At 61.5% G+C, this 22,454-nt stretch carries 20 protein-coding genes and 1 other RNA gene; 8 read left to right on the plus strand and 13 right to left on the minus strand.

Annotated features, from left to right (window positions below):
* Both K9L28_01970 and K9L28_01975 read left to right on the plus strand, forming a co-directional pair.
* On the plus strand, positions 1-1,393 hold a 1,393-nt coding region (locus tag K9L28_01970; GenBank protein ID MCF7935102.1), incomplete at its 5' end, for a FapA family protein.
* A 137-nt stretch (positions 1,394-1,530) separates the two neighbouring features.
* On the plus strand, positions 1,531-2,514 hold the full coding sequence (locus K9L28_01975; GenBank protein MCF7935103.1) for a paraslipin: 984 nt from the start codon (positions 1,531-1,533) through the stop codon (positions 2,512-2,514).
* A 50-nt stretch (positions 2,515-2,564) separates the two neighbouring features.
* Here the strand turns inward: K9L28_01975 and gpt are convergent, their stop codons facing one another.
* The gene (gene gpt, locus K9L28_01980) at positions 2,565-3,050 is read right to left on the minus strand and encodes a xanthine phosphoribosyltransferase (protein MCF7935104.1); all 486 of its coding nucleotides are present in this window, start codon (positions 3,048-3,050) and stop codon (positions 2,565-2,567) included.
* Positions 3,051-3,227: 177 nt separating this feature from the next.
* Between gpt and K9L28_01985 the strand changes: the two genes are divergently transcribed.
* The 4 genes from K9L28_01985 to K9L28_02000 all read left to right on the plus strand — a co-directional run bounded on the left by K9L28_01985 (position 3,228) and on the right by K9L28_02000 (position 7,987).
* Complete coding sequence (locus tag K9L28_01985) at positions 3,228-4,313, plus strand: BMP family ABC transporter substrate-binding protein (GenBank protein ID MCF7935105.1); 1,086 nt, start codon at positions 3,228-3,230, stop codon at positions 4,311-4,313.
* A gap of 158 nt (positions 4,314-4,471) precedes the next feature.
* On the plus strand, positions 4,472-6,004 hold the full coding sequence (locus K9L28_01990; protein MCF7935106.1) for an ABC transporter ATP-binding protein: 1,533 nt from the start codon (positions 4,472-4,474) through the stop codon (positions 6,002-6,004).
* On the plus strand, positions 5,994-7,058 hold the full coding sequence (locus K9L28_01995) for an ABC transporter permease (protein MCF7935107.1): 1,065 nt from the start codon (positions 5,994-5,996) through the stop codon (positions 7,056-7,058). The genes K9L28_01990 and K9L28_01995 overlap by 11 nt, the downstream gene beginning before the upstream one ends.
* Entirely contained in the window at positions 7,058-7,987 is a 930-nt protein-coding gene (locus K9L28_02000; GenBank protein MCF7935108.1) for an ABC transporter permease, read from the plus strand. The genes K9L28_01995 and K9L28_02000 overlap by 1 nt, the downstream gene beginning before the upstream one ends.
* A 101-nt stretch (positions 7,988-8,088) precedes the next feature.
* Here K9L28_02000 and K9L28_02005 read toward each other — a convergent pair whose 3' ends face one another.
* On the minus strand, positions 8,089-9,501 hold the full coding sequence (locus K9L28_02005) for a purine/pyrimidine permease (GenBank protein MCF7935109.1): 1,413 nt from the start codon (positions 9,499-9,501) through the stop codon (positions 8,089-8,091).
* A 181-nt stretch (positions 9,502-9,682) separates the two neighbouring features.
* Between K9L28_02005 and K9L28_02010 the strand changes: the two genes are divergently transcribed.
* Complete coding sequence (locus tag K9L28_02010) at positions 9,683-11,671, plus strand: ABC-F family ATP-binding cassette domain-containing protein (protein ID MCF7935110.1); 1,989 nt, start codon at positions 9,683-9,685, stop codon at positions 11,669-11,671.
* Positions 11,672-11,754: 83 nt separating this feature from the next.
* Here K9L28_02010 and rnpB read toward each other — a convergent pair.
* An RNA gene (rnpB, locus tag K9L28_02015) (RNase P RNA component class A) lies at positions 11,755-12,126 on the minus strand.
* A 149-nt stretch (positions 12,127-12,275) separates the two neighbouring features.
* On the opposite strand from rnpB, the gene K9L28_02020 reads away from it, so the two are divergent.
* Positions 12,276-13,082 (plus strand): protein-glutamate O-methyltransferase CheR, encoded by an 807-nt coding sequence (locus K9L28_02020; protein ID MCF7935111.1) that lies wholly within the window; start codon positions 12,276-12,278, stop codon positions 13,080-13,082.
* Here K9L28_02020 and K9L28_02025 read toward each other — a convergent pair.
* From K9L28_02025 to K9L28_02070, 10 genes are read right to left on the minus strand one after another with little or no spacing between them, the layout of a single operon-like run.
* A complete protein-coding gene (locus K9L28_02025) occupies positions 13,067-13,588 on the minus strand; it encodes a gamma carbonic anhydrase family protein (protein ID MCF7935112.1) in 522 nt (173 codons plus the stop codon). The two genes, K9L28_02020 and K9L28_02025, sit on opposite strands and share 16 nt — an antisense overlap.
* A gap of 57 nt (positions 13,589-13,645) precedes the next feature.
* On the minus strand, positions 13,646-14,272 hold the full coding sequence (locus K9L28_02030) for a V-type ATP synthase subunit D (protein MCF7935113.1): 627 nt from the start codon (positions 14,270-14,272) through the stop codon (positions 13,646-13,648).
* A 19-nt stretch (positions 14,273-14,291) separates the two neighbouring features.
* On the minus strand, positions 14,292-15,722 hold the full coding sequence (locus K9L28_02035) for a V-type ATP synthase subunit B (protein MCF7935114.1): 1,431 nt from the start codon (positions 15,720-15,722) through the stop codon (positions 14,292-14,294).
* Positions 15,712-17,508 carry a V-type ATP synthase subunit A gene (locus tag K9L28_02040; protein MCF7935115.1) on the minus strand — a complete coding sequence of 599 codons (1,797 nt, stop codon included), beginning with the start codon at positions 17,506-17,508 and terminating at the stop codon, positions 15,712-15,714. The genes K9L28_02035 and K9L28_02040 overlap by 11 nt, the downstream gene beginning before the upstream one ends.
* A 45-nt stretch (positions 17,509-17,553) precedes the next feature.
* The gene (locus K9L28_02045) at positions 17,554-17,859 is read right to left on the minus strand and encodes a V-type ATP synthase subunit F (protein ID MCF7935116.1); all 306 of its coding nucleotides are present in this window, start codon (positions 17,857-17,859) and stop codon (positions 17,554-17,556) included.
* A gap of 22 nt (positions 17,860-17,881) precedes the next feature.
* Entirely contained in the window at positions 17,882-18,895 is a 1,014-nt protein-coding gene (locus tag K9L28_02050; GenBank protein ID MCF7935117.1) for a V-type ATPase subunit, read from the minus strand.
* An 18-nt stretch (positions 18,896-18,913) separates the two neighbouring features.
* A complete protein-coding gene (locus tag K9L28_02055; protein ID MCF7935118.1) occupies positions 18,914-19,495 on the minus strand; it encodes a V-type ATP synthase subunit E in 582 nt (193 codons plus the stop codon).
* A 25-nt stretch (positions 19,496-19,520) separates the two neighbouring features.
* Positions 19,521-20,000: a V-type ATP synthase subunit K gene (locus K9L28_02060; GenBank protein ID MCF7935119.1), complete on the minus strand. Its 480-nt coding sequence runs from the start codon at positions 19,998-20,000 to the stop codon at positions 19,521-19,523.
* 23 nt (positions 20,001-20,023) lie between these two features.
* Positions 20,024-22,033, minus strand: a complete 2,010-nt coding sequence (locus K9L28_02065) for a V-type ATP synthase subunit I (GenBank protein ID MCF7935120.1) — start codon at positions 22,031-22,033, stop codon at positions 20,024-20,026.
* Positions 22,014-22,313 carry a hypothetical protein gene (locus tag K9L28_02070; protein ID MCF7935121.1) on the minus strand — a complete coding sequence of 100 codons (300 nt, stop codon included), beginning with the start codon at positions 22,311-22,313 and terminating at the stop codon, positions 22,014-22,016. Before K9L28_02070 ends, K9L28_02065 begins: the two co-directional genes overlap by 20 nt.
* Between the last annotated feature and the right edge of the window lie 141 nt (positions 22,314-22,454).

Consider the following 22,454-nt stretch of genomic DNA (forward strand, 5'->3'; position numbering starts at 1 on the left):
CACCCCCACACCGGTGGGCAGCCTGGCCACCGGTGTGGGGGTGCCGAGACTCCGCATCACCGACGACGAAATGGCCTGTTATCTGTGGCTCCCGGCCGGGTGGACCGATCCCCACACCCTGCTGGAGACGCTGGAGGGGGCGGGTGTGGTGTACGGCATCCGGCTGGATGCCATCCGCGCCGCTCTCGGGAAGAGCCGGTCCGGCGCGGCCGTGCCGGAGGTACTGGCCGCCGAGGGCACCCGGGCCGTCCCGGGAGGCGACGGCCGGTTTTCGTTCATCACCTCCCGCCCCTCGTCGAATCCTGTACATGGGCACGACGGCACGGTGATCTCCTACCTCCTCAACAGCATCGTTCCCGTTTCATCCGGACAGACGGTGGGACAGTACCTCCCGCCTTCCGTCGGGGAACCGGGACACACCGTCACGGGGCGCACAATCCCCGCAGCAGGCGGCAGGCATCCCGCCTCCATCCTCGGCCGGGGGCTGGCGCTGCAGGGGAGATCCATCATCGCGACCCAGCAGGGGACATTGGTCTGGCGGGGCGGGGCCACCGCGGTGGAACCGCTGGAGATCGTCGAAGGGGACCTCTCCCCGGAAACCGCCTCGCCCTCCTCCTCCGGCCATCTCCTGGTGACAGGCCACGTCAGGGACGGCTGCAACATTGTCACCGAGGGACACGTGGAGGTGCGGGGGAATGTGGGAAGGGCCTATCTGGAGAGCCGGAAGGGCAACATCACCGTATTCCGGGGCGTGCTCGGCCGGGGCGGCGGGCATCTCCGCGCCGGCGGGGAGGTGCGTGCGGGGTACATCGACGAGGCCATCATCGAGGCCGAAACCGTGGTGGTCAACGAATACCTCTCCCGCTCCCTCGTCCAGGCCCGGACAGGCGTCAAGGCCCAGGGGAAGAAGGGCCTCCTCGCCTCCTCGTCGATCAAGGCGAACGCCCATGTCCACGCCAACAACATCCACGCCGCCCGCTGGAACGACACCAGGATCTCCATACCCGGCGTCTCCCGGACCGCCCTTCTTTTCGAATACCGTCTCCTCCCGATCCGCATCAACAGATGCAAGAAGGTTCTCGTGGAACTCAGCAGCCGGCTCCGGAGCCTGGATTCCGGGACGTCTCCCCAGGACGCGCAGAAGCTGGCACGGAGATTCGGGGAACGGTCACGGGAGCTCATGCAGCTCCAGGAGCGCCTGCTCTACCTCCACGACCTGCTCCTCCATCTCCAGGGGAACGCCACCTTCTCCCTGAGCGGCTCCTCCACGCCAGGCGTAGACGTCACCCTCAGCGGTGTCGCGGCGCGTCTGGAGCGGGGCTGCAGGGATCTCTCCGTTTCGATGGACCCCTTTACGGGGCGCTTCCACTTCAGACACGCCTCGATCGCCTGAGGTGGAGCACACGCCGCGGGAACACCCTTTCGGCATTACGAAAAGCGGGGGTTCGCCGCCGACACGGGACACCACCGAAACAACGAACCAGCGTGCTATACTGAAAGCAAACCGCCACTATCGAGGAGGGAACAGCTGTGCAGATCTCGTTTGGACTCATGTACCTCATGGGCATTGTTGTCGGAATCATTGTTGTCATCACCCTGGTGTTCAAGTCAGGGGTGATCGTCCCGCAGCAGAACGCCTACGTCATCGAGCGGCTCGGCAAGTACAAAAAGACCCTCAGTTCGGGGTTGCACCTGGTCATGCCGTTCTTTGACCGGGTCGCCTACCGTCATTCGCTGAAGGAACAGGCAAAGGACGTGCCCCCGCAGATGTGCATCACCCAGGACAATGTCTCCATCGACGTTGACGGCGTCCTCTACTACAAGGTGGTGGACCCCGTGAAGGCCTCCTACGGCGTCAGCGACTACGAGTTCGCCTCTATCCAGCTCTCCCAGACCACCATGCGCTCTATTATCGGCACCATGAAGCTGGACAAGACCTTCGAGGAACGCGAACGCATCAACGAAAAGATCATCCGCGCCGTCGACGAGGCCTCGGATCCCTGGGGCGTCCAGGTGACACGTTACGAGGTGCGCAATATCTCCCCTCCGGAATCGATCCGGCAGGCCATGGAGTCGGAGATGAAGGCGGAACGGGAGAAGCGGGCCACCATCGCCACGTCGGAAGGGAAGAAGCAGGCCCAGATCAACAGCGCCCAGGCCGACCGGGAGGAGATGATCCAGCGTTCGGAAGGGGAAAAGCAGAAGCGGCTCAACGAGGCAGAGGGAGAAGCCGGCGAGATCGAACGGCTGGCCGACGCGACGGCCCGGGGGCTCGCCAAGGTCGCCGAGGCCATCAGCCGGCCCCAGGGCTCCGAGGCCGTCAATCTGCGGATCGCCGAGCAGTACGTGAAACAGTTCGGCCACCTGGCCCGGGAGAACAACACCATGATCGTTCCGCAGAACCTCTCCGATATCGCCGGAACGGTGGCCTCCCTCTCCCGGGTGCTGGAACAGACCGGCCATATGGCGGTACCGGCGGGAGAGACCGCCGACAGCCCCCGGAAGGGGGAATAGCGTAGCCGGCGGGCCCCGGTGCGAATCCGGCAGCCCGCCGCTTCTCCCTACTACCCGTTGTCGACCAGGGGACGCACAAACTGGGACTGCGAGTCCCAGGGAAAGAGGATCCAGGTATCCTGGCTCACCTCGGTGACGAAGGTGTCCACCAGGGGGCGGCCGTCGGGCTTGGCGTAGACCGTCGCGAAATGGGCCTTCGGGAGCATCTCCCGGACCACGCGGGCGGTCTTGCCGGTATCCACCAGATCATCGATGATCAGCCATCCTTCGCCGCTTCCCTGGATCTCCTTCAGCACCGAGAGCGGCCCCTGCTCCCGCAGCGTGTAACTGGAGACACAGACCGTATCCACATAGTGGATGTCCAGTTCGCGTGCGATCACCGCCGCAGGCACAAGCCCGCCGCGGACCACGGCGATAATCCGCTCCCAGGCGGCGCCGCTGCCGAGCAATCGCCAGGCAAGCGCCCGGCTGTCCCGGTGCAGCTGGTCCCAGGAGACCGGGAAATTGAGGGTATACCGACTGCTGTTGCTCCCCATGCTATCTCTCCCTGTTCGTGTTATGGTGTGATGCCGACTGTGTCGGCATTGTACACGGTATCGTCGGGAGTGTCCGCAACAAACCGTTGACCTGAAAGAGGAATTTGTGTACTTTGATACCATCAAGCAACATGCCGGTAGACCGGCTCAGCATTCCATATGGAGGGATGAACTGTCATGAAACCGCTTGGTATTCTGCTCGCGCTCGCTCTCTGCCTGACGGCGGCTGCTCCCCCCGCCGCAACGATGGGTCCTGTTCCACCTGAAGAACTGAACCCCGGTTTTGTCTATATCGGCCCGGTTGGCGACGGTGGCTGGACCTACATGCACGAACAGGGGCGGCTGGCCATGGAGGAGGCCTACCCCAAGGTGGACAGCCGTATCGTCGAATCGGTTCCCGAGGGCCCCGATTCGGTCCGCGTCATGGAGACCTTCATCCGCAACGGCTCCAAACTGATCTTCGCCACCTCCTTCGGGTACATGGATTTTGTCATGGAGGCCGCAAAACGCCACCCCGACGTGACCTTCATGCACTGCTCGGGATTCAAGCGCGCCGAGAACGTGGGGACCTACTTCGGCAGGATGTACCAGGCCCGCTACCTCTCCGGCCTGGTTGCCGGCAACGCCACCGACAAGGATGTCATCGGCTTCGTGGCGGCCCATCCCATCCCCGAGGTCATCAGGGGCATCAATGCTTTCACCCTGGGCGCACGCAAGGTCAACCCCGATGTCACGGTGAAGGTGGTATGGCTCTTCTCCTGGTTCGATCCCGGTAAGGAAAAGGAGGCCACCAAGGCCCTCATCGACTCCGGCGCCGACGTCATCGCCATGCACGCCGACACAGGCGCCGCACCTCAGGCCGCCGAGGAGGCGGGCGTCTACGTGGTGGGCTACAACAACGACATGTCCCAGTACGCCCCCACCAAACACCTCACCGCACCGATCTGGCAATGGGGGATGGTCTACAAGCGCGTCGTCGGGCAGCTCATCGAAGGCACCTGGGAGTCCGAGGATATCTGGTGGGGCCTCAAAGAGGGGCTCGTCGGCCTGGCGCCCTTCGGGGACGCCGTTTCCGAGGAGACCAGAGAGCTCGTAGCCGCCGAAAAGCAGGCCATCATCGCCGGAGAGAAGGATGTCTTTGACGGACCGCTCCGGAACCAGAAGGGCGACATCAAGATCCCGGAAGGCGAATCGATGACCGACCAGCAGATGCTCTCCATGAGCTGGTTCGTCCAGGGCGTGCAGGGCGAGATCCCCGAGTAGGCGATATCGGGAACACACTGCCGAGGGGGCGCCTCTGATGCGCCCCCCTTTTTCTATACCCCACCGCAGAGATCCTTTCACGCCGAGCTGTTCGGAATGCAGCAGAAGAGGAAGAAGGTGTCACTCCTTTGCAGAACACCAGAGAACCTATTGTCACCATGAGGGGTATCTCCAAATCCTTTCTCGGCAAACTCGCCAACGACAGCATCGATTTCGATGTGCGGCCCGGAGAGGTCCACGCCCTTCTGGGCGAGAACGGAGCCGGCAAGAGCACCCTGATGAACGTGCTCTGCGGCCTCTACCACCCTGATCGGGGCGAAATCCGCATCAATGGAACACCCCACTCCTTTTCGCATCCCAAGGACGCCATCAACGCCGGCATCGGCATGGTCCACCAGCATTTCATGCTGGTGCCGGTCCAGACGGTCTGGGAAAACCTCATCCTCGGGCAGGAGTCCCATCCCTTCCTCCTCCGACCCCACCGCATCATCCGGACTATCGAATCCCTTTCCAGACAGTACGGTCTGCATGTCGACCCCGAAGCAAAGATCTGGCAGCTCTCCCTTGGAGAACAGCAGCGTGTGGCAATCCTGAAAATGCTCTATCGGAACGCCGAAACCCTGATTCTCGACGAACCAACGGCGGTCCTGACACCGCAGGAAACGGAACGGCTCTTTGCCACCATCCAGACCATGCGCTCCGAGGAACACGGCGTCATCTTCATCACCCACAAACTGGACGAGGTGATGCGTACCGCCGATCGGGTGACCATCCTGCGGGGCGGGAGACGGGTCACCACCGTGGACACCGGGGATACCTGTCAGGAGGAGCTCGCCGAATTGATGGTGGGCAAGAAGGTGGTGCCCGTGGTCAACCGGACATCCCTGCCTGCCGGCCGCTCCCTGCTCCGGGCGGAGCGGATCACCGCCTGGAACGACAAGGACTTCCCAGCCGTCAAGGAGCTCTCCCTGGAGCTGAAGGGCAACGAGATCCTCGGGATCGCGGGCATCGACGGCAATGGCCAGCGGGAGCTCTGCGAGGCCCTCGCCGGGCTGCGCCCGCTACGCTCCGGCGCGGTGCGTTTTGAAGGAAAGGACATGACCGGCCGGCCGGCGCGGGACTTTATCGACGCCGGGATTTCCTATATCCCCGCCGACAGGAAGGGAACCGGACTGATCGCGACGATGAATCTTCGGGAAAACAGCGTGCTCCGCGACTACTGGAACCCGCCTTTCGCCAGGGGCATCTTCATCAACTGGGAGGCTGTGGCCGGTCATACCGGTTCGCTGGTGGAACGATACAGCGTGAGCGCACCTTCGCTGGATGTGCCCGTGCGGATGCTCTCGGGCGGCAACCTCCAGAAGCTCATGCTGGGCCGCGAGCTGACGGGAACCCCCAGGGCGATCATCGCCATGCAGCCCACCTGGGGGCTGGACGTGGGCGCCACCACCTTTGTCCGGGAGACACTGCTCCAGCAGAGGGAACGGGGGGCGGGGATCCTTTTGATCTCCGAGAATCTCGAGGAGCTCCTGGCTCTCTCCGACCGCCTGGCGGTGATCCACGCCGGAAGGATCATGGGGACCGTCACCGACACATCGGCGGTGACGGAACAACAGCTCGGCCGGATGATGGCGGGTACGCCGATCTCCGAACTGAATATGGAAAGGGATGTTCGGGACCATGCACATTGAACGCCGGTACGACGCACCAGGGTGGACATCCTTCGTGATCCCCACCGTCGCCGTTCTGGTGGCCCTTCTCCTCGGAGGGATGCTGATCTCGCTGATGGGCGTCTCGCCGGTCACAGCCTACATGGAGATGTTCAAAGGGGCGCTGGGCGACAGCTATGGTCTCTCGGAGACCATCGTCAAGGCGATCCCACTGATCCTGGCGGGGATCGCCGTAGCCCTCGCCTTTTCCATGACCCTCTGGAATATCGGCGCCGAGGGACAGCTTGTGATGGGCGCCCTGGCATCCGCTGCCCTTGTGCGACATGTAACGGTGGACAACTGGTTCGTGATGTTCTGCCTCATGTTCCTCGCCGCCGGCATCGCCGGGGGGCTCTGGGCAGCCCTCACCGGGTATCTGAAAGCCCGCTGGAACGTCAACGAGATCATCACCACGCTGATGATGAACTACATCGCCCTCCTTGGCCTGGACTATTTCGTCTACGGCCCCTGGAGGGATCCCACAAGCCTTGGATTCCCCATGACGCCGCCCTTTCCCGAGGCGGCCCGGATTCCTCAGCTCTTCGGGACGCGGGTCCATCTGGGGATCCTTCTGGCGCTGCTCTTTGCCGTTCTCTACCGGGTACTCATGCGGTGGACCCAATGGGGTTTCGAGATACGTGTCACCGGCGAGAACCCCAGGGGAGCCGAATACGCCGGGATCAACACAACGCGGAATGTGGTGCTGGTCATGTTTCTTTCCGGTGCCGTCGCCGGCCTCGCGGGCATGTGCGAACTCGCCGGCCTTCAAGGGAGGCTCCAGCCCGGATTCTCGGTGGGCTACGGCTACACGGCGATCATTGTGGCCTGGCTGGCGCGTCTCCACCCCGTGGGGATCATCGTGGTCTCTTTCCTGATGGGGGCCCTTCTGGTGGGAGGGGACACGCTGCAGATCGTCATGGGGCTTCCCCTGTCCAGCGTACAGGTTCTGCAGGGGCTGATCCTCTTTTCCGTTCTCGGCGGGGACTTCTTCCGCCGCTATAGAATCCGGTTCCCGGGCAAAGGGGGCAGGGCGTAATGGACATTCTCATACCGATCCTCGCCGCGGCCGTACGGAGCGGCACACCCATTCTCTACGCAACCCTGGGGGAGATCCTTACGGAGAAGGCGGGTGTCCTCAATCTGGGGATCGAAGGCATCATGCTGCTCGGCGCCTTCTCCGGATTCGCGACCACCTTCGCCACCGGGTCGCCCTGGATCGGCCTGGGGGTCGCCTTCCTTGTCGGTGTGGCCGCCGCCGCCATCCACGCCGTGCTCTGTGTCAGCCTGGGAGCCAATCAGGTGGTCAGCGGCCTGGCCATCACCATGTTCGGCACCGGCGCCAGCGCACTGCTCGGCAGGGATCTCATCGGCAAGACCATTCAGGGCCTCTCCCCTGTCCATCTCCCCCTTCTGGGGGATATCCCTGTTCTCGGCCCTGTGCTGTTCCGGCAGGATCCGCTGGTGTATCTCTCCTTCTTCCTGGTCGCAGGGATCTGGTTCTTCCTCTCCTCTACCCGGCCCGGACTGAGTCTTCGGGCCGTCGGCGAGAGCCCGCAGTCCGCCGAATCGGTGGGTTTGAGCGTGGCCAGGACACGGTACCTCTACACACTGCTGGGAGGCGGGATCGCTGCAGTGGGCGGGGCCTATCTCTCGGTGGTCACCAGCCATATGTGGGTGGAACGGATGACGGCGGGCCGGGGCTGGATCGCCATCGCCCTGGTGATCTTCGGAATCTGGCATCCCCTGCGGGCCGCCTTCGGTTCCTACCTCTTCGGCGGAGTCGGTGCGCTCCAGCTCCGTATCCAGGCCGCTGGGACCCGGGTCCCCGCTCCCCTTCTCCTGATGCTGCCCTATATCCTCACTATCGTCGTTCTTGTGTTTATCGCCGTACGGAAAGGCAAAGGCGTGCTCCTCGGCGCGCCGGCGGGCCTGGGTCAGCACTTCAACCGCGAGGAACGGGAATAGACTGGAGCGCATCCTTCCTCTCCAGTACAGATGAGCGCGGCCACGGGTTCCCCCACGGCCGCGCTCATCGATTCAGTACCGGGCGACGTTCCCGGCTCCCTTTACTCTTCCTGTTTCGGTTCCTCCGGCGGCTCGCTTCCGGGCATGGGGACACCGATACCGCGTTCCTCGGGCGTCCCGGGAACGATGGAATCCCAGAAGGCCGCACAGATCCCGGCGACGGCCATGGGCGTGCTCATGAGGGCCCAGACCACCTGTCCGGCGACACCGATACCGAAAAAGTAGGCCTTCTGTTCGGTCGCCCAGCCGGGCAATCCGAGCGCCATGAGGAACGAAAACCCGACGATGAGGATATTCCGCTGACTGCCCATGTCGGCCCTGGTGAGCACCTGGATCCCCAGGGCGCCGATGGTGCCGAAGAGCGCTATGTAGGCACCGCCGATCACCGGGGTGGGTACCGTAGCGACCAGGGCGCCCAGCTTCCCCACCATGCTCATCATGATCAGCAGGACGGCACCGGTCCGCACCACCCAGCGGGAGGCCACACCTGTCAGTCCGATGAGACCGACATTCTCGGTGTAGGATGTGGTCCCCACGGCACCGAGGAAACCGGCCAGGGCACAGTTGGCGCCTTCAGCCCCAACCCCCCTGCTGATGGTCTGCGGGCTCGGGTCGTCGAGCCCCGCGGCATAGGAACAGGAGTGGTAGTCGCCGATGGACTCGATCATGGCGGCAAAGAATCCGGCAGCCAGCGCACCGACCGCCACAAAGCTGAACTTCGGGGGCCCCCAGTGCATCAACCCGGTGAACCGGAACCACTGGGCGTTCGCGATCTCCGTCATATCCACAAAGGCCGGATGGCCGGGCCCAAAGATCCCGGCGACACTGCCGATGTAGCAGACCAGGTAGGCGATCACCACGGAAGAAAGCACCGAAAAGATATTGAAGTATCTGTTTTTGCTCATCAGCCCAAAGAAGAACACACAGACCACCACAAGCAGCGAGACCGGCCAGTACTGGGCGGCGTTGGACTTGACGGCCACATCGTAGAGGGAAAACCCGATGGCCATGATGGTCGGCCCGATGACGATCGGCGTGATCAGCTTGCGGATCAACCCCACGATCCGGCTGTATCCGATCACCGAAAGGAAGAGACCGCCCACAATCAGACCTCCCCCGACATACTGCATGATCACGCCGGGCCCCATGGCTTCGTAGATACCGATCACCGTCATGATAGGGGGGATAAAGCTGAAGCTCGACCCCTGCACGATCGGCAATCCCGACCCCAGCAACGGACTGGTCTGGATCAGTGTCGCGATCCCCATGGCCAGATAGACGCAGGAGATCAGGGCGGCGATCTGCGCCGTATTCATCCCCATCGCAGGCCCCAGTACCAGCGGAACCAGCGTGGTCGCCCCAAAGAGGGTCAACACATGCTGTGCTCCGGCGAGCAGCATGATCGGCAACGGCGGCCTGTCCAGCAGACCGTACACCACTGTCTTTCTCGACATCACTGTAACCTCCCTCAGGATACTGCCTCTATCTTTTGCAGGGCAGTCCGAAAACCTCGGACATTATCACAGAACCGGCACAGGATTTCCACCGCCGTTGTCTCAAAGCGTCCATTTTGACAGCAGGGCGCCGCACCCCTAGAATTCCTATGCAGCAGCATAGAAAGGACGTCGGTCATCGATGATCAAACTCGAAGGGATCAACCTGAGCTTTGGGGAGACCCAACTCTTCCGGAACCTCACCTGGCATATCCCGGATGGCGCCAAGATCGGCCTGGTAGGCCGCAACGGCGCAGGCAAAACCACGCTCTTCCGCCTGATGCTCGGCCAGGAGACCCCGGACAGCGGTACGGTCACCACCCCTGGCAAGGCGCGGCTGGGATTCCTTCCCCAGGAAACGGTGGCTCTCGGCGAGGGCACGGTGCTCTCCTATCTCAAAGCCTACACAGGTATGGCGCAGCTGGAAGCGGAACTGGCCCGCCTCGAGGAGCGGATCACCGGGCTGAGCGCAAGGAAACAGCACGACAATGACCGGGAACTCCAGTCGCTCCTCCACCGCCACGACCAGGTCCTCCACCGGTTCCACCTCCTCGGCGGATACGGCTTTGAAGCCGAGATGAGCAGAACCCTGGCGGGCCTGGGGTTCCCCCCCGGTGCCGCCTCCAGGGCCTGCAGCGAATTCTCGGGGGGGTGGAAGATGCGGATCTTCCTCAGCGCTCTGCTCCTCTCCAGACCTGATATCCTGCTTCTCGACGAACCGACCAACCACCTGGATACCGAGAGTATGGAATGGCTGGAACAGTATCTCCAGGCCCATTCCGGGACGATCATCGCCATCTCCCACGACCATCGTTTCCTCGACCGTATCATGGGCGGCATCGCCGAGCTGGTATCGCAACGGATCATGGTCTACCAGGGCAACTACAGCCAGTTCCTGCAGAAGCGGAACCAGTATATCGAACAGATCCGCAGGGAACAGGCCCAGCTCCAGGAGCGGAAACAGCAGCTCGAACGCTTTATCGGCCGCTTTCGCTACACCGCCAGCCACGCCTCGCAGGTGCAGAGCAAGATCAAGCAGCTGGAGAAACTGGAGGCGCAGGAGCAGACGCTTCCCGAAGAACCGCAACGCGTCCGCTTCGCCTTCCCCGAATGCCCGCGCAGCGGCCTGCAGGTCGTCACAGCCAGGGATGTACGGAAACAGTACGGGGAGAACACCGTCTTCGATGGTGTCTCCCTGGAGGTCCAGCGCGGGGAGCGGGTGGCGCTTGTGGGGGCGAACGGGGCCGGGAAATCGACGCTGTGCAGGATGCTCAGCATGCAGGAGCCGCCCACCCTTGGGGATGTGGCCTACGGCTACAATGTTCACCTCGGTTTCTTCTCCCAGGAGAGCCAGCACAACCTGGACTACAGCCGCACCGTCTGGGAGGAGATCACCAACACGGGGTCGGAGATCAACGCCTGCAGGAAACGGGATCTCCTGGGCGGATTCCTCTTCCGCGACGACGACATCCACAAACCGGTGCAACTCCTCTCGGGGGGAGAGAAATCCCGGCTGGCCCTGCTCAAACTCCTCCTCCAGCCGCTGAATCTGCTGATCCTCGATGAACCGACCAACCACCTGGATATGACCACCAAGGACCTCTTCCAGGACGCGCTGCTCTCCTTTGGGGGCACGGTGATCATCGTCTCCCACGACAGGTACTTCCTCGACCAGCTGATCACGCGGGTCCTGGAGGTCCGTGGGGGAGGACTTCACGAATACCTCGGCAACTACAGCTATTTCATCGAGAAACGGGCGGAACAACGCGAACGGCAGGGGGATACCGCCTCCCAATCCAGCGACACCGCCACCAAAACGCCGACGCCGGAACAGCCCCGCTCCCGGAAGGAAGCACGGCGGAAGGAATCGGAGGAACGCAAACAGAAAGGTCGGGAACGGAGAGAGGTCACCGACCAGCTTGAACCGCTGGAAGAACAGATCGAGGAGCTGGAACGGGAAAAGAGCGAGGTGGAAGAAAGGCTCTGCGACCCCCAAACGCTCCAGAACGCTCAGGAGGTACAGTCGCTGATGCGGCGCCTCAACGACATCAATGGAACCCTCGACACACTCTTTCCGCAGTGGGAGAGATTGATGGAACAGCTCCACGCCGCCGAAGAGGCCACAGGCTGACCCCCAGGGGACACGGCAACCCCACCGGGCATGCGGCCCGGCGCAACACGTCCCGCACCAGGCGAAAGGCCTGACACGGGACGTCGGTGAGCACTCCGTAAGCCGGGTTCTGTATCAAAGACCACCATTTATCTCGGAGAGGGCTCGCGCCCTCCCTCCAGCGACCGTACCCGGGGGTCAGCGGGCCGCCTCGTCCCCCCCTATTCGGTCTTGCTCCAGACGGGGTTTACCTAGCCCGCCGGTCGCCCGGCGGCTGGTGAGCTCTTACCTCACCGTTTCACCCTTACCCGGCACTTGGAAGAAACCAAAGCAGCATAGAACCTACAGCAGGGTACCGGGCGGTATATTTCTGTGGCACAGCCTGGGGTTCGCACCCACTGGACGTTATCCAGCGTCTTGCCCTGCGGAGCCCGGACTTTCCTCCGGTTTGCACCGGCGGTGGTCTGAAGTACTCACCAGGGAGATACTATACCAGGGATCCGCAAAAATGGAAGCACGTCGGCGTTCCGTGTACAATAGCAGGCTACAGAGCATCGATTGTTCGTTCCTCGCCACAGGCACCATCGCTTTGCCGACACCAGTCCAAGAAACGGAGAGGGATACCATGAGCGAACGCGTTTATCCAGCCCCGCCCGAATACGAAGAATTCAAAAAGCAGATCCGGAATCTCACCGGCATCGACCTGAACTCCTACAAATACCAGATCCATCGCCGGGTCCACATGTTGATGCAGCGCTGGCGTATCGACGACTACACGGCCTTCTTCCGCCTCCTCAAAGACAACGAGGACAGGTTGCGGGAGTTCCTGGACTACCTGACCATCAACGTATCCGAGTTCTTCCGGAACCCCCCACGCTGGTGGGAGATCAGAGACAGTCTCATCCCGAACCTCATGGAACTGCGGAAATCGAAGAAGCTTGCCCTGTGGAGCGCCGGCGCCGCCACGGGTGAAGAGCCCTACTCGCTGGGCATCCTTTCTGCTGAGATAGGGCTCAAGGTCCCGCCCAAGGTGCAGGCCATGGACATCGATGCGGGAGCCCTGGCCAAGGCGAAAAAGGGCCACTATCTCAAGCGGCAGCTCGCCAACGTGCCTCAGGAATGGCTGCAGCGGCATCTGGAGCCTGTAGAAGAGAATATCTACACCGTCAAACAGCATATCAAAGACAGGGTCAATTTCGTCCGGGGCAACCTCATCGACGATGCCTTCTCGGAGGAGCACTTCGATATGATCCTCTGTCGGAACGTGGTGATCTACTTTTCCCCGGAGACCAAGTCGCTTCTGTACAGAAAGTTCTTCAACGCGCTGAAACCCGGCGGCTACCTCGTTGTGGGTTCCACGGAGCAGATCTTCGAATACCGAAAGATCGGTTTCGCTTCGGCCGGACCCTTTCTCTATCAGCGGCCGCGGTAGGCCTTTGCCAAACGGACATACTCCCCCGCCTGGCGGAGCAGCCGCTCCGCCTCCTCTTCACTGACCTGACGGACCACCTTCGCCGGCACCCCCATGACGAGACTGCAGGGGGGTATCGCCATGCCTTCCGGGACCAGCGCACCGGCGGCGACCACGGAGTGCGATCCCACCACCACTCCATCCAGGACCGTGGCCCCCATCCCGACCAGCGTCCCGTCCCCAACGGTACAGCCGTGGACCGTGGCGCCGTGGCCCACGGTCACGTCGCTTCCGATCAGGGCCGGGAGCTCCCGGGTGACGTGGACCGTACTGTTGTCCTGTATGTTGGAACGCTCTCCCACCTCGATCCGCTTGATATCCCCCCGGAGCACCGTATGGAACCACACACTGGCGTCCGTGCCGAGCGAAACCTCCCCGATAAGGACAGCGGAGGGCGCTATCCACGCTGCCTCCGCTGTCCGGGGAGTGTTGCCGTCGAAGGGGATGGAAAGATAGGGAACACCCATCGGATCACTCCCATCTGTCGTTCTGCCGGCGCAGTCTCGTGCTGCAGGGCCTTCCGGCTAGTGGGCCCTGATGATCTCCTTGATCACCATGAGCCGACTCAGGGTGGCGCGCTCCTGTTCGTCCAGCTTCATGGTGATGTAGTGGATGGTCTCCTCAAAGGAAGGGATCAGAACATGCTCCAGGGCGTTGACACGCCGCCGGGTGCGCTCGATCTCGGTAGCCATCAGATTGAGCGCCTTCTCCTCCGAAGCCAGTTTGAGCAGTTCGGGCAACAGCCTGGAGAAATGCTCCAGGGCCACATCGAGGCTTCCGCCGGTGGTGGCGAATCCGTAGTTGCGGACACTGCCCTCCTGGACAATGTCGTATTCCGGCACCTCCACGCTCATGACGTTCTTGAAGCGTACATTGAGACTGCTCTGGATGCCGGGAATCATCAACGCCTGTTCGAGAACGGCGGGCACCGTCTGGGCCCGGGCGAGGAGGAAGTTCTTCCGGCAGGTCATGAGATGCTCCTCCACCTCTTCCCGGAGCTGCCGCAGTGTTTTGGCCCGCTGCAGGAACTCTTTAATGAGGGCGTCCTGTTTGTCCTTGAGGAGCTTGTGACCCCGTTTGGCAACGATGAGGCGCTTCTTCAGCCGAGAAAGCTCCATCCTGTTGGGATTCACATTCTGTCGTTTGGCCATGGCCACGCCTCCCTACACGCTAGTGCTGCTCCGCTTTCTCGGTCGACTCTTCATTCTGCTCTTCCAGTCCCTCCAGCCGCGGTTTCAGATACTTCTCGATGTAGGCGTCGCGGACACGCTTGAGCTCCCTGGTGGGTATCCGGGTGAGGAGACACCACCCCTGCTCGAGGGTCTGTTCGATGGTGCGCTCTTCGTACTCGCCCTGGCGGATGTACTGTTCCTCGAAGTCGTCGGCGAAATCGGCAAAGGCCTTGTCCTCCGTGGAGAGCGCCCCCTCGCCGAGGATCACCGCAAGCTCCTTGGCCTCCTTGCCCCTCGCGTAGGCGGCGAAGAGCTGATTCATCAGGTCGGCGTGGTCTTCCCTTGTTTTGCCCTTGCCGATCCCCTTGTCCTTCAGACGGGAGAGGGAAGGCATGACATCCACCGGCGGATAGATCCCCTTGCGGTGGAGCGCCCTGCTCAGGATGATCTGTCCCTCGGTGATGTAGCCGGTGAGGTCGGGAATGGGATGTGTCTTGTCGTCTTCAGGCATGGTCAGGATGGGGAACTGGGTGATCGAGCCCTTGCGCCCCTTGATCCGTCCGGCGCGTTCGTACATGGTGGCCAGGTCCGTGTAGAGATAGCCCGGGTAGCCGCGGCGTCCGGGGACCTCCTTGCGGGCCGCCGAGATCTCCCGCAGCGCTTCGCAGTAGTTGGTCATGTCCGTCATGATAACCAGGACGTGCATGTCCTGCTCGAAGGCCAGGTATTCGGCACAGGTAAGGCCCAGCCGGGGTGTGGTGATCCGTTCGATCGCCGGATCATCGGCCAGGTTGACATACATGACCGCCCGCTCAAGGGCACCGGTCTTCCGGAAATCCTCCATGAAGAAGGAGGCCTCCTCGAAGGTGATCCCCATGGCGACAAAGACCACGGCAAAGGCCTCGTGACCGCTGATGACCGTGGCCTGCCGCGCCACCTGGGCGGCGATCCGGTTGTGGGGCATGCCGCTCCCCGAGAAGATCGGCAGCTTCTGTCCCCGGACAATGGGGTTCATCCCGTCGATGGCCGAGACCCCGGTCTGGATGAATTCCGAAGGGTAGTCCCTGGAAAAGGGATTGATGGGGTACCCGTTGATATCGATCTTCTTGTTGGCGACAATCTGTTCGCCCCCGTCGATGGGCTCGCCGCGTCCATTGAAGATACGCCCCAGCATCCCCTCGCTCACCGGCAGGGTCAGCACCTTGCCGAGAAAGCGCACCCTGGTGGTGTCCAGGTCGATACCGGAGGTTCCCTCGAAGACCTGCACCATGGCGCTGTCCGTGGAGATCTCCAGCACCCTGCCGTTGCGGCGCTCCCCGTTACTGAGCTGGATCTCCACCAGTTCATCGTACCGGACATCCTCCACCCTCTCCACCATCAGCAACGGTCCGGAGAGATCGGATATGGTTCGGTATTCCTTAGGCAACATCAGATTCACCACCTGTCGGCAGGATCTCCTGGATCGCCTGCACAATCTCGTCTTCCAGCGCCCGTATCGTATCGAGGTCGGATTCTTCCTGATAGCGCATACGGGCGATCTTCTCCCGCACGGGCAGTGAAAACAGGGAATCCATGGGCGTACCCCGATTGAGCGCATCGAGGCCTTCCCTGTGGAACTCCAGGATGTTTTTCAGCATCAGGAACTGCTTTTCCATGGATGCATAGGTGTCGATCTCGTGGAAGGCGTTCTGGTGGAGAAAGTCCTCGCGCAGGGACTTCGCCGTTTCCAGCACCATCCGCTCCTTTCTGGAGAGAGCGTCCACACCGACAAGGCGCACGATCTCAAGCAACCGGTCTTCCTCCTCGAGAAGCGACATGGCCTCGGTGCGCAGGGCGCTCCACTCGTCGTCGTACTGTCGGTCCCAATACTGCCCCAACCGATCGTCGTAGAGTGAATAGCTGTTCAGCCAGTTGATGGCCGGGAAGTGCCGCTGATAGGCGAGATTCGCATCGAGCCCCCAGAACACCTTGGTGACACGCAGCGTATTCTGGGTGACCGGCTCGGAGAGGTCGCCCCCCGGCGGCGAGACGGCGCCGATCACCGAGACGGCGCCCTCCTGTTCCTGTCTGCCCTTGCAGATCGCCCTGCCGGCGCGTTCGTAGAAGGAGGCAAGCCGGGTACCGAGATAGGCGGGATAGCCCTCTTCTCCGGGCATCTCCTCGAGACGTCCGGAGATCTCCCGCAGCGCTTCGGCCCAGCGGCTCGTCGAATCGGCCATGAGCGCCACGGAGTACCCCATGTCGCGGAAGTATTCGGCAATGGTGATCCCCGTGTAGATGCTGGCCTCGCGGGCCGCCACCGGCATGTTCGAGGTGTTGGCGATCAGCACGGTCCGTTTCATCAGAGGGTGGCCGGTCCGCGGGTCTTCCAGCTCGGGGAATTCCAGCAGCACGTCGGTCATCTCGTTGCCGCGTTCCCCGCAGCCTACGTAGACCACGATCTCCGCATCGGCCCATTTGGCCAGCTGGTGCTGGATCACCGTTTTCCCCGAACCGAAGGGACCGGGGACACAGGCGGTGCCCCCCCGGGCGATGGGGAAGAAGGTGTCCACCACACGCTGTCCCGTGTTGAGCGGCACCTCCGGCGCAAGCCTCTGGCTCACCGGCCGGGGGAACCGCACCGGCCAGCGCTGCAGCATCCTGACCTCGTGTTTTCCGCCGTTGTCATCCTCGATGACGACCACCACGTCCTCGACGGTGAAACTGCCCTTCTCGATCTTCTTGACCGTTCCGGAGACCCCTCCGGGAACCAGCACACGATGCTCCACCAGAACGGTTTCCTGTACCACGCCCAGGACATCGCCGGGGTTGACGGTACTCCCCTGTTCCACCTGGGGCTCGAAGGCCCACTCCTGATTTCGGTTGATTGCGGGGACCGAGATCCCCCTGGAGATAAAGGGGCTCTCCGCCTCCTCCTCGATCAACCGAAGGGGCCGCTGGATACCGTCATAGAACTGCTCGATAAGGCCGGGACCGAGTTCCACACTCAGCGGTTCCCCGGTACTCACCACCTTCTCGCCGGGCATGATGCCCGAGGTTTCTTCGTAGACCTGGATCGAAGCCTCGCCGGATTTCAGTTCGATGATCTCGCCGACAAGCCCAATCTCACCGACGCGCACCACGTCGAACATGCCAGCCTGTTGCATGCCCTCCGCTATGACCAACGGCCCCGATATCTTCTTGATACTGCCTTGTATTGTTTTTTGCTGGGCCACCAAGTATCGCCTCCAGAATATCCTGCCAGATACGCAAGCGGTGTCTTAGGAACCACTCGCAAAGATGTCCATGCCAACAGCCTTCTCGACACTCGTCCGAATCATCTCCGATCCGATTCCCGTGGCGCTCTTCTGGTTCGGGAGCGGGATGATACTCACCGGATAGGTTTGGTTCAGCTCGTTCACCTCTTCGCGGAGTTCGATAAACCAGTTCTCGTCGAGAAAGATCACCGCACACTCCGCTGCGAGCCTGCGCAGGCTTTCCAGTGCTTCCCCCTCATCAAGGACATGGGGTTCGACACCGACAGCCTGGAAGGGAAGGACGCTGTCCCTGTCCCCCGCCGCCACCATCCGGGCCTTCCGATTATTCCGTTCAGGAGACATTCCGCAACAACTCCCAGGCTTTGTCCGTATTCATCTGATTCTTCTTCGCCACCAGCACAATCCGGAGATTCTTGGTCTCTATCTCCTTCTGCCAGAGGAACCGGATGACCTCTTCCGGGGCAAAGGGCTGATTGGCGTACCTGTCGATAACAAACGTCAGAAATTCGTCAAGCAGCCTGTCCAGGGTTTCTACGCTCAGCTCGTAGTTCCGCGGCTCTTCCAGTTTCGCCATCATGGCCGAGGCGTCGGCGTAGCCGAGCAGTCTGCTCCAGGACTCGGGGGTTTCGGCGTACATGGCAGAGAGGACCGGCTGCGAGATCACCCCGCCGTCGAGGAGAAAGCCGTAGATCGATCCCTGCTCGACACCGAAGCGCTTGAGCCGCATGAGGGAACGCAGGTTTTCGGCGTCCACCCGGGATTTGTACCAGGAGATCACCCCGGGGTACGCCAGCCTGGAGACAAAGGCGCCCATGATCTTGTACATGGCGGCATCGAGCTCGCACTCCACCCAGAGCATCTCGTGATGCTGCTCCCAGGTTGATTTGCAGTCGCGCATCGCGTCATCGAACCCGTAGGGGAGCTGGTCGAAGTTGTCCGTCTCGACAGCCGAGATGATCGTGTCGGTTTCGATGCTCCCCAGGGAGGAGAGCAGATCCCATCGGCGCTCCTTCCCCTGTTTCTGGAGTATTGTGCTTTTGAACGCCACCTTCAGATTGTGTACATCGTAGGGCAGCTGGAAGAGGGTGACCAGCTGCGGGTCCGGCACAAAACGTTTGACCTGGGTGAAGATGTCTGCCAGCTCCTGCACGAGAACCTGCTCGAAGTCCGTCCTCTCGCCCGCCTCGTTGAGCCAGGGGGCGTAGGCGGTCTCGCCGAGTATCTTGTAGCACGCAGCGAAATCCGGGGCCTCAAGCAGGCGGTTGTAGACCCTCTCATCGATCAGCCGGACTCCCATGGAGTGTATCCGTGCAATGGCATACCCGTAGGCTTCTACTCTGGACATCAGGCGCACCACCCTCGCTTACGCGGAAAAGAGCTTTTCATAGACCGTGGATTCCAGATCCTCTTGTGTTGTTGCGACAAGCATCTCAAAGGTGCAGTTCGTCTCGATACGGCCGCGACGGAGGATAAAACCACCCTGGAAAGAGCCCTGCTCTCCGGCAAGCTTCAGCGAAGAACCGTGCTTTTCGTTGAAGGCATCGAGCCATTCCCGGGTAAGCACCTTCTCCGCCTTCCCGACGACGACCTCCTCGTCTCCGGAAACCATGGCCTCTTCCAGAAGCTGCTCCGCAAAGGAACCGTATTCCTCATTGGAGAGATTCTGCAGTCTGTCCAGAGCCTTGGCAAAGACATCGCGGATCAGCGTTTTCTGGAAGCCCAGCCTGGCCTTCTTGATGTCCAGATCGGCAACGATTTCATGACGCTGAAACACCTTGGGCTTTTCGTCGTTGATCTTCCTCTGGTTTTCCTTTTCCCGTTCCTCTATCTCCTGTTCGGCGAACTCCTTTGTCTTCGTCGCTTTTCGGTTCGCCTTTTCCTTTATCTCCCGGGCCTTCTCGTCGGCCTCCTGCTGTATCTTCGTTTTGATATCTGCGAGTGCCACAATGGTTCCCCCTTCCCGTGGGGAGTTACAGCTGGATGCTGTTCAGCAGGATAATGGTCACCAGGAGCGCAAAGACTGCGTAGGTCTCCACCATTGCCGGCAGAACGATGGCTTTCCCCGTTTCTTCCGGACGCTTCACGACCATGTGGATACAGGCAGCGCAGGTCTTGCCCTGGGCCCAACCCGTGTAGAACCCGGCGATGGCGATGGGAAGACAGGCAAAGAGGATACCCAGTCCCTGCCAGAGGGAGACCTCGACATCACCGCCGCCGAAGAGGCCGACCTTGAGGATGGCAAAGAAGGCCGCCAGCAGCCCGTAGATGCCCTGTGTTCCGGGGAGCGCCTGCATCAGCAGCACGAGGCCGAACTTCTTCGGGTCTTCGGTCATCACACCTGCACCGGCTTCGCCGGCCACGCCGATTCCCAGACCGGAACCCGCTCCGGCGAACCCTGCAGCCAATGCTGCCCCAAGGGCGGCAAGCATGGTGCCCATGATATCTTCCATAAAAAACCACTCCTCTCAAGAAATCACGTTTTATTATGCTTAATGTTGATGTACTTCGTATTGTATTCAAAGGGCTCCATGAACCGTCCGCCGGCACTGTAGAACTTGCTGAAAAACTCGACATACTGCAGACGGAGGGAGTGGATGAAGGCCCCGAGTACGTTGACGGCGATACTGAAGGTATGCCCTATCAGGAATACAAAGAGACCGATGAGCCACCCCACATAGGGAACATCGCCTATCAGCGTCACCAGCATGTTGACGATCATCGCGATGGCGCCTGTCGCCATGCCCAGGGCGAGAAGACGGCTGTAGCTCAGGATGTCGGAAATATAGGAGGTCACATTGTACAGGCTGAGCAAACCCGTCATGGCCTTCCCCAGAAGTGTGGGCTTCTCCCGGCCCTGGGTCGCCACAAGCAGGCCGGCGCCGAAGGCGGCGCAGAGCTTCCCGAGAAGGGAAAACGAGGCGCCCACACCCTGCGACCCCAGCGCGATCAGGAGGATTCCGATAAGGATGAGCCCCCAGCCGCCCTGATCGCCGATCGCCGCGATCCGGTCTCCCTGCTTCCAGTTGTCGCGGAAGGCGAGACCGAGACCGTACAGCACCTGTACAAATCCTAACGCCAGGGCTATGAGCAGGTAGGTGATGGGATCTTCCATGGGGTTGATGAGCGAGATCCCCTCTACCACAGGCTGGAAGAAGGAGAGGAAGGGGAAGGCGGCAAAGAGGTTGCCGAGCCAGCTCCCGCAGAGGATGCCTACAGCAATGGTGGAGACGCCGCCGAAGAGGAAGAGATTGAAAAAGCGACGGGTTTCACCCTCCATCCTGTATTTGTAGATCAGAAGGAGGATCAATCCCGTGATGACCACCCCGTATCCGGCATCGCTCAGGCACATTCCGAAAAAGAGGATAAAAAAGGGCGCCATGGGAACGGTTGGATCCATGGCATGGTAGTGCGGTGCCCCGTAGAGCTTGGTCAGGACCTCGCAGGGTCGTGCGTAGGCAGGAAGCCGCAGCAGGGCGGGCGGGTCTTCGTCAGGCTCGGGGTCGGTGCTGCTCAGATCGGTGGGAAGATCCAGGGCGCTGACCGCTGCTTCAAGCTCCTCCAGCCGATCCGCGGGGCACCAGAGCGTGTACGCCACCGTCCGTTCCGTACGTCCCGCTTTGTTCAAGGCCTCGCCGCGGTCCCGCAACACACCGAGGTAGTCCACTGCCTTCCGGCATTCGGGCACCCATTCATCAGCCAGTGCAGCGGCCCGTTCTTCCAGCTCGAGACGCTCCTGTTGCAACGCCTCCTCACGATCGTGGAGGCGTGCCTCCTCGTCTCCGACAAACCCGGACAGACTCTGCGGGAGGTCGACCTTGGAAAAGGGATACTGCCCGAGCAGCTCTTCGATCTTCTGCGCTTTCTCCGTCTCGTACAGGATGGCGACCACCGGCGGCGCATCCTTCTCCTCGGGGGCAAAGCGGCGGCATTCCCCCATGGTATCCAGATTTTCCTCGATCACCGCCTCGAACTGCTCCGCCTGCGCCGCAGGGATCGTTCCCACCACGCCGCGGACACGCTCTGTTCCCGTTGTCAGCAGGGAGAGTTCGTAGGGAAATGATCGGATGGAAGACAACGTCTCAAGCAGAGAGGCGATCTGTCCCCTCTCCGTGTTGATCTGGCTCAGCCGCCGTTCCAGCGTACGGCTCTCCTTGGAGAGAGAGGCGAAGTCGGCGGCGTCCTTCAGATCCTTCAGCTCCTCCAGGGAATAGGAATCCTTTGCTCCGAGAAGCCGTTCCATGGCGTTTTCCGGGTCATCGTAGTGGGACTCGAGGAAACGCAGGGCAAAGCGGAGATCGGTCAGCTCATTCTCGAGATGCTGCAATGCGTCGCTGTCCATCCCCCCGGCCTGTTTCTTCTTCCCACCCTGCTCCTGCTCCGAAATCAGCTCACAGGAACGCATATCCTGCAGAATGCCGATGATATCATCCCTGGCGTCGCGATGCGCTATGATTCTGACCTTTTTAACCTTTGCGATAGCCATACTGCTTCATCACCTCTTGCGCAACCCAGTCGGCCACTTTATCCACACGACTCTCCTGCTTCCGGACGTCCTCTTCCGCCTTCTCGATGCCCTTCTTCCGGATCGATTCCGCGTGTTCGGCGGCCTCCTGCCTGAAGCGCTCAATGGATTTACGGTAGGTTCTCGTTGTCTGCTGGCGCGCCTCCTTCTTCCGTTCTTCCGCATCGGTTCTGGCCTTCTCGACAATCTGCTGCGCCTCTCGTCGTGCAGTCTTGACCGTCTCCTGGGCCTCCCGTTCCATTGCACGTATCTCCTCGGTCGTATTCTGCGCGTTCACCATACCACCCCCCTTTTCAGCACGTTGTCGGTGCTTCCTCAGGAAAGACAATTTGTGGGATTACCCCACAGGACATTAAAACAATTCTACGCGAAGCCACAAAGT

The sequence above is a fragment of the Synergistales bacterium genome, assembly GCA_021736445.1.
GTDB lineage: Bacteria > Synergistota > Synergistia > Synergistales > Aminiphilaceae > JAIPGA01.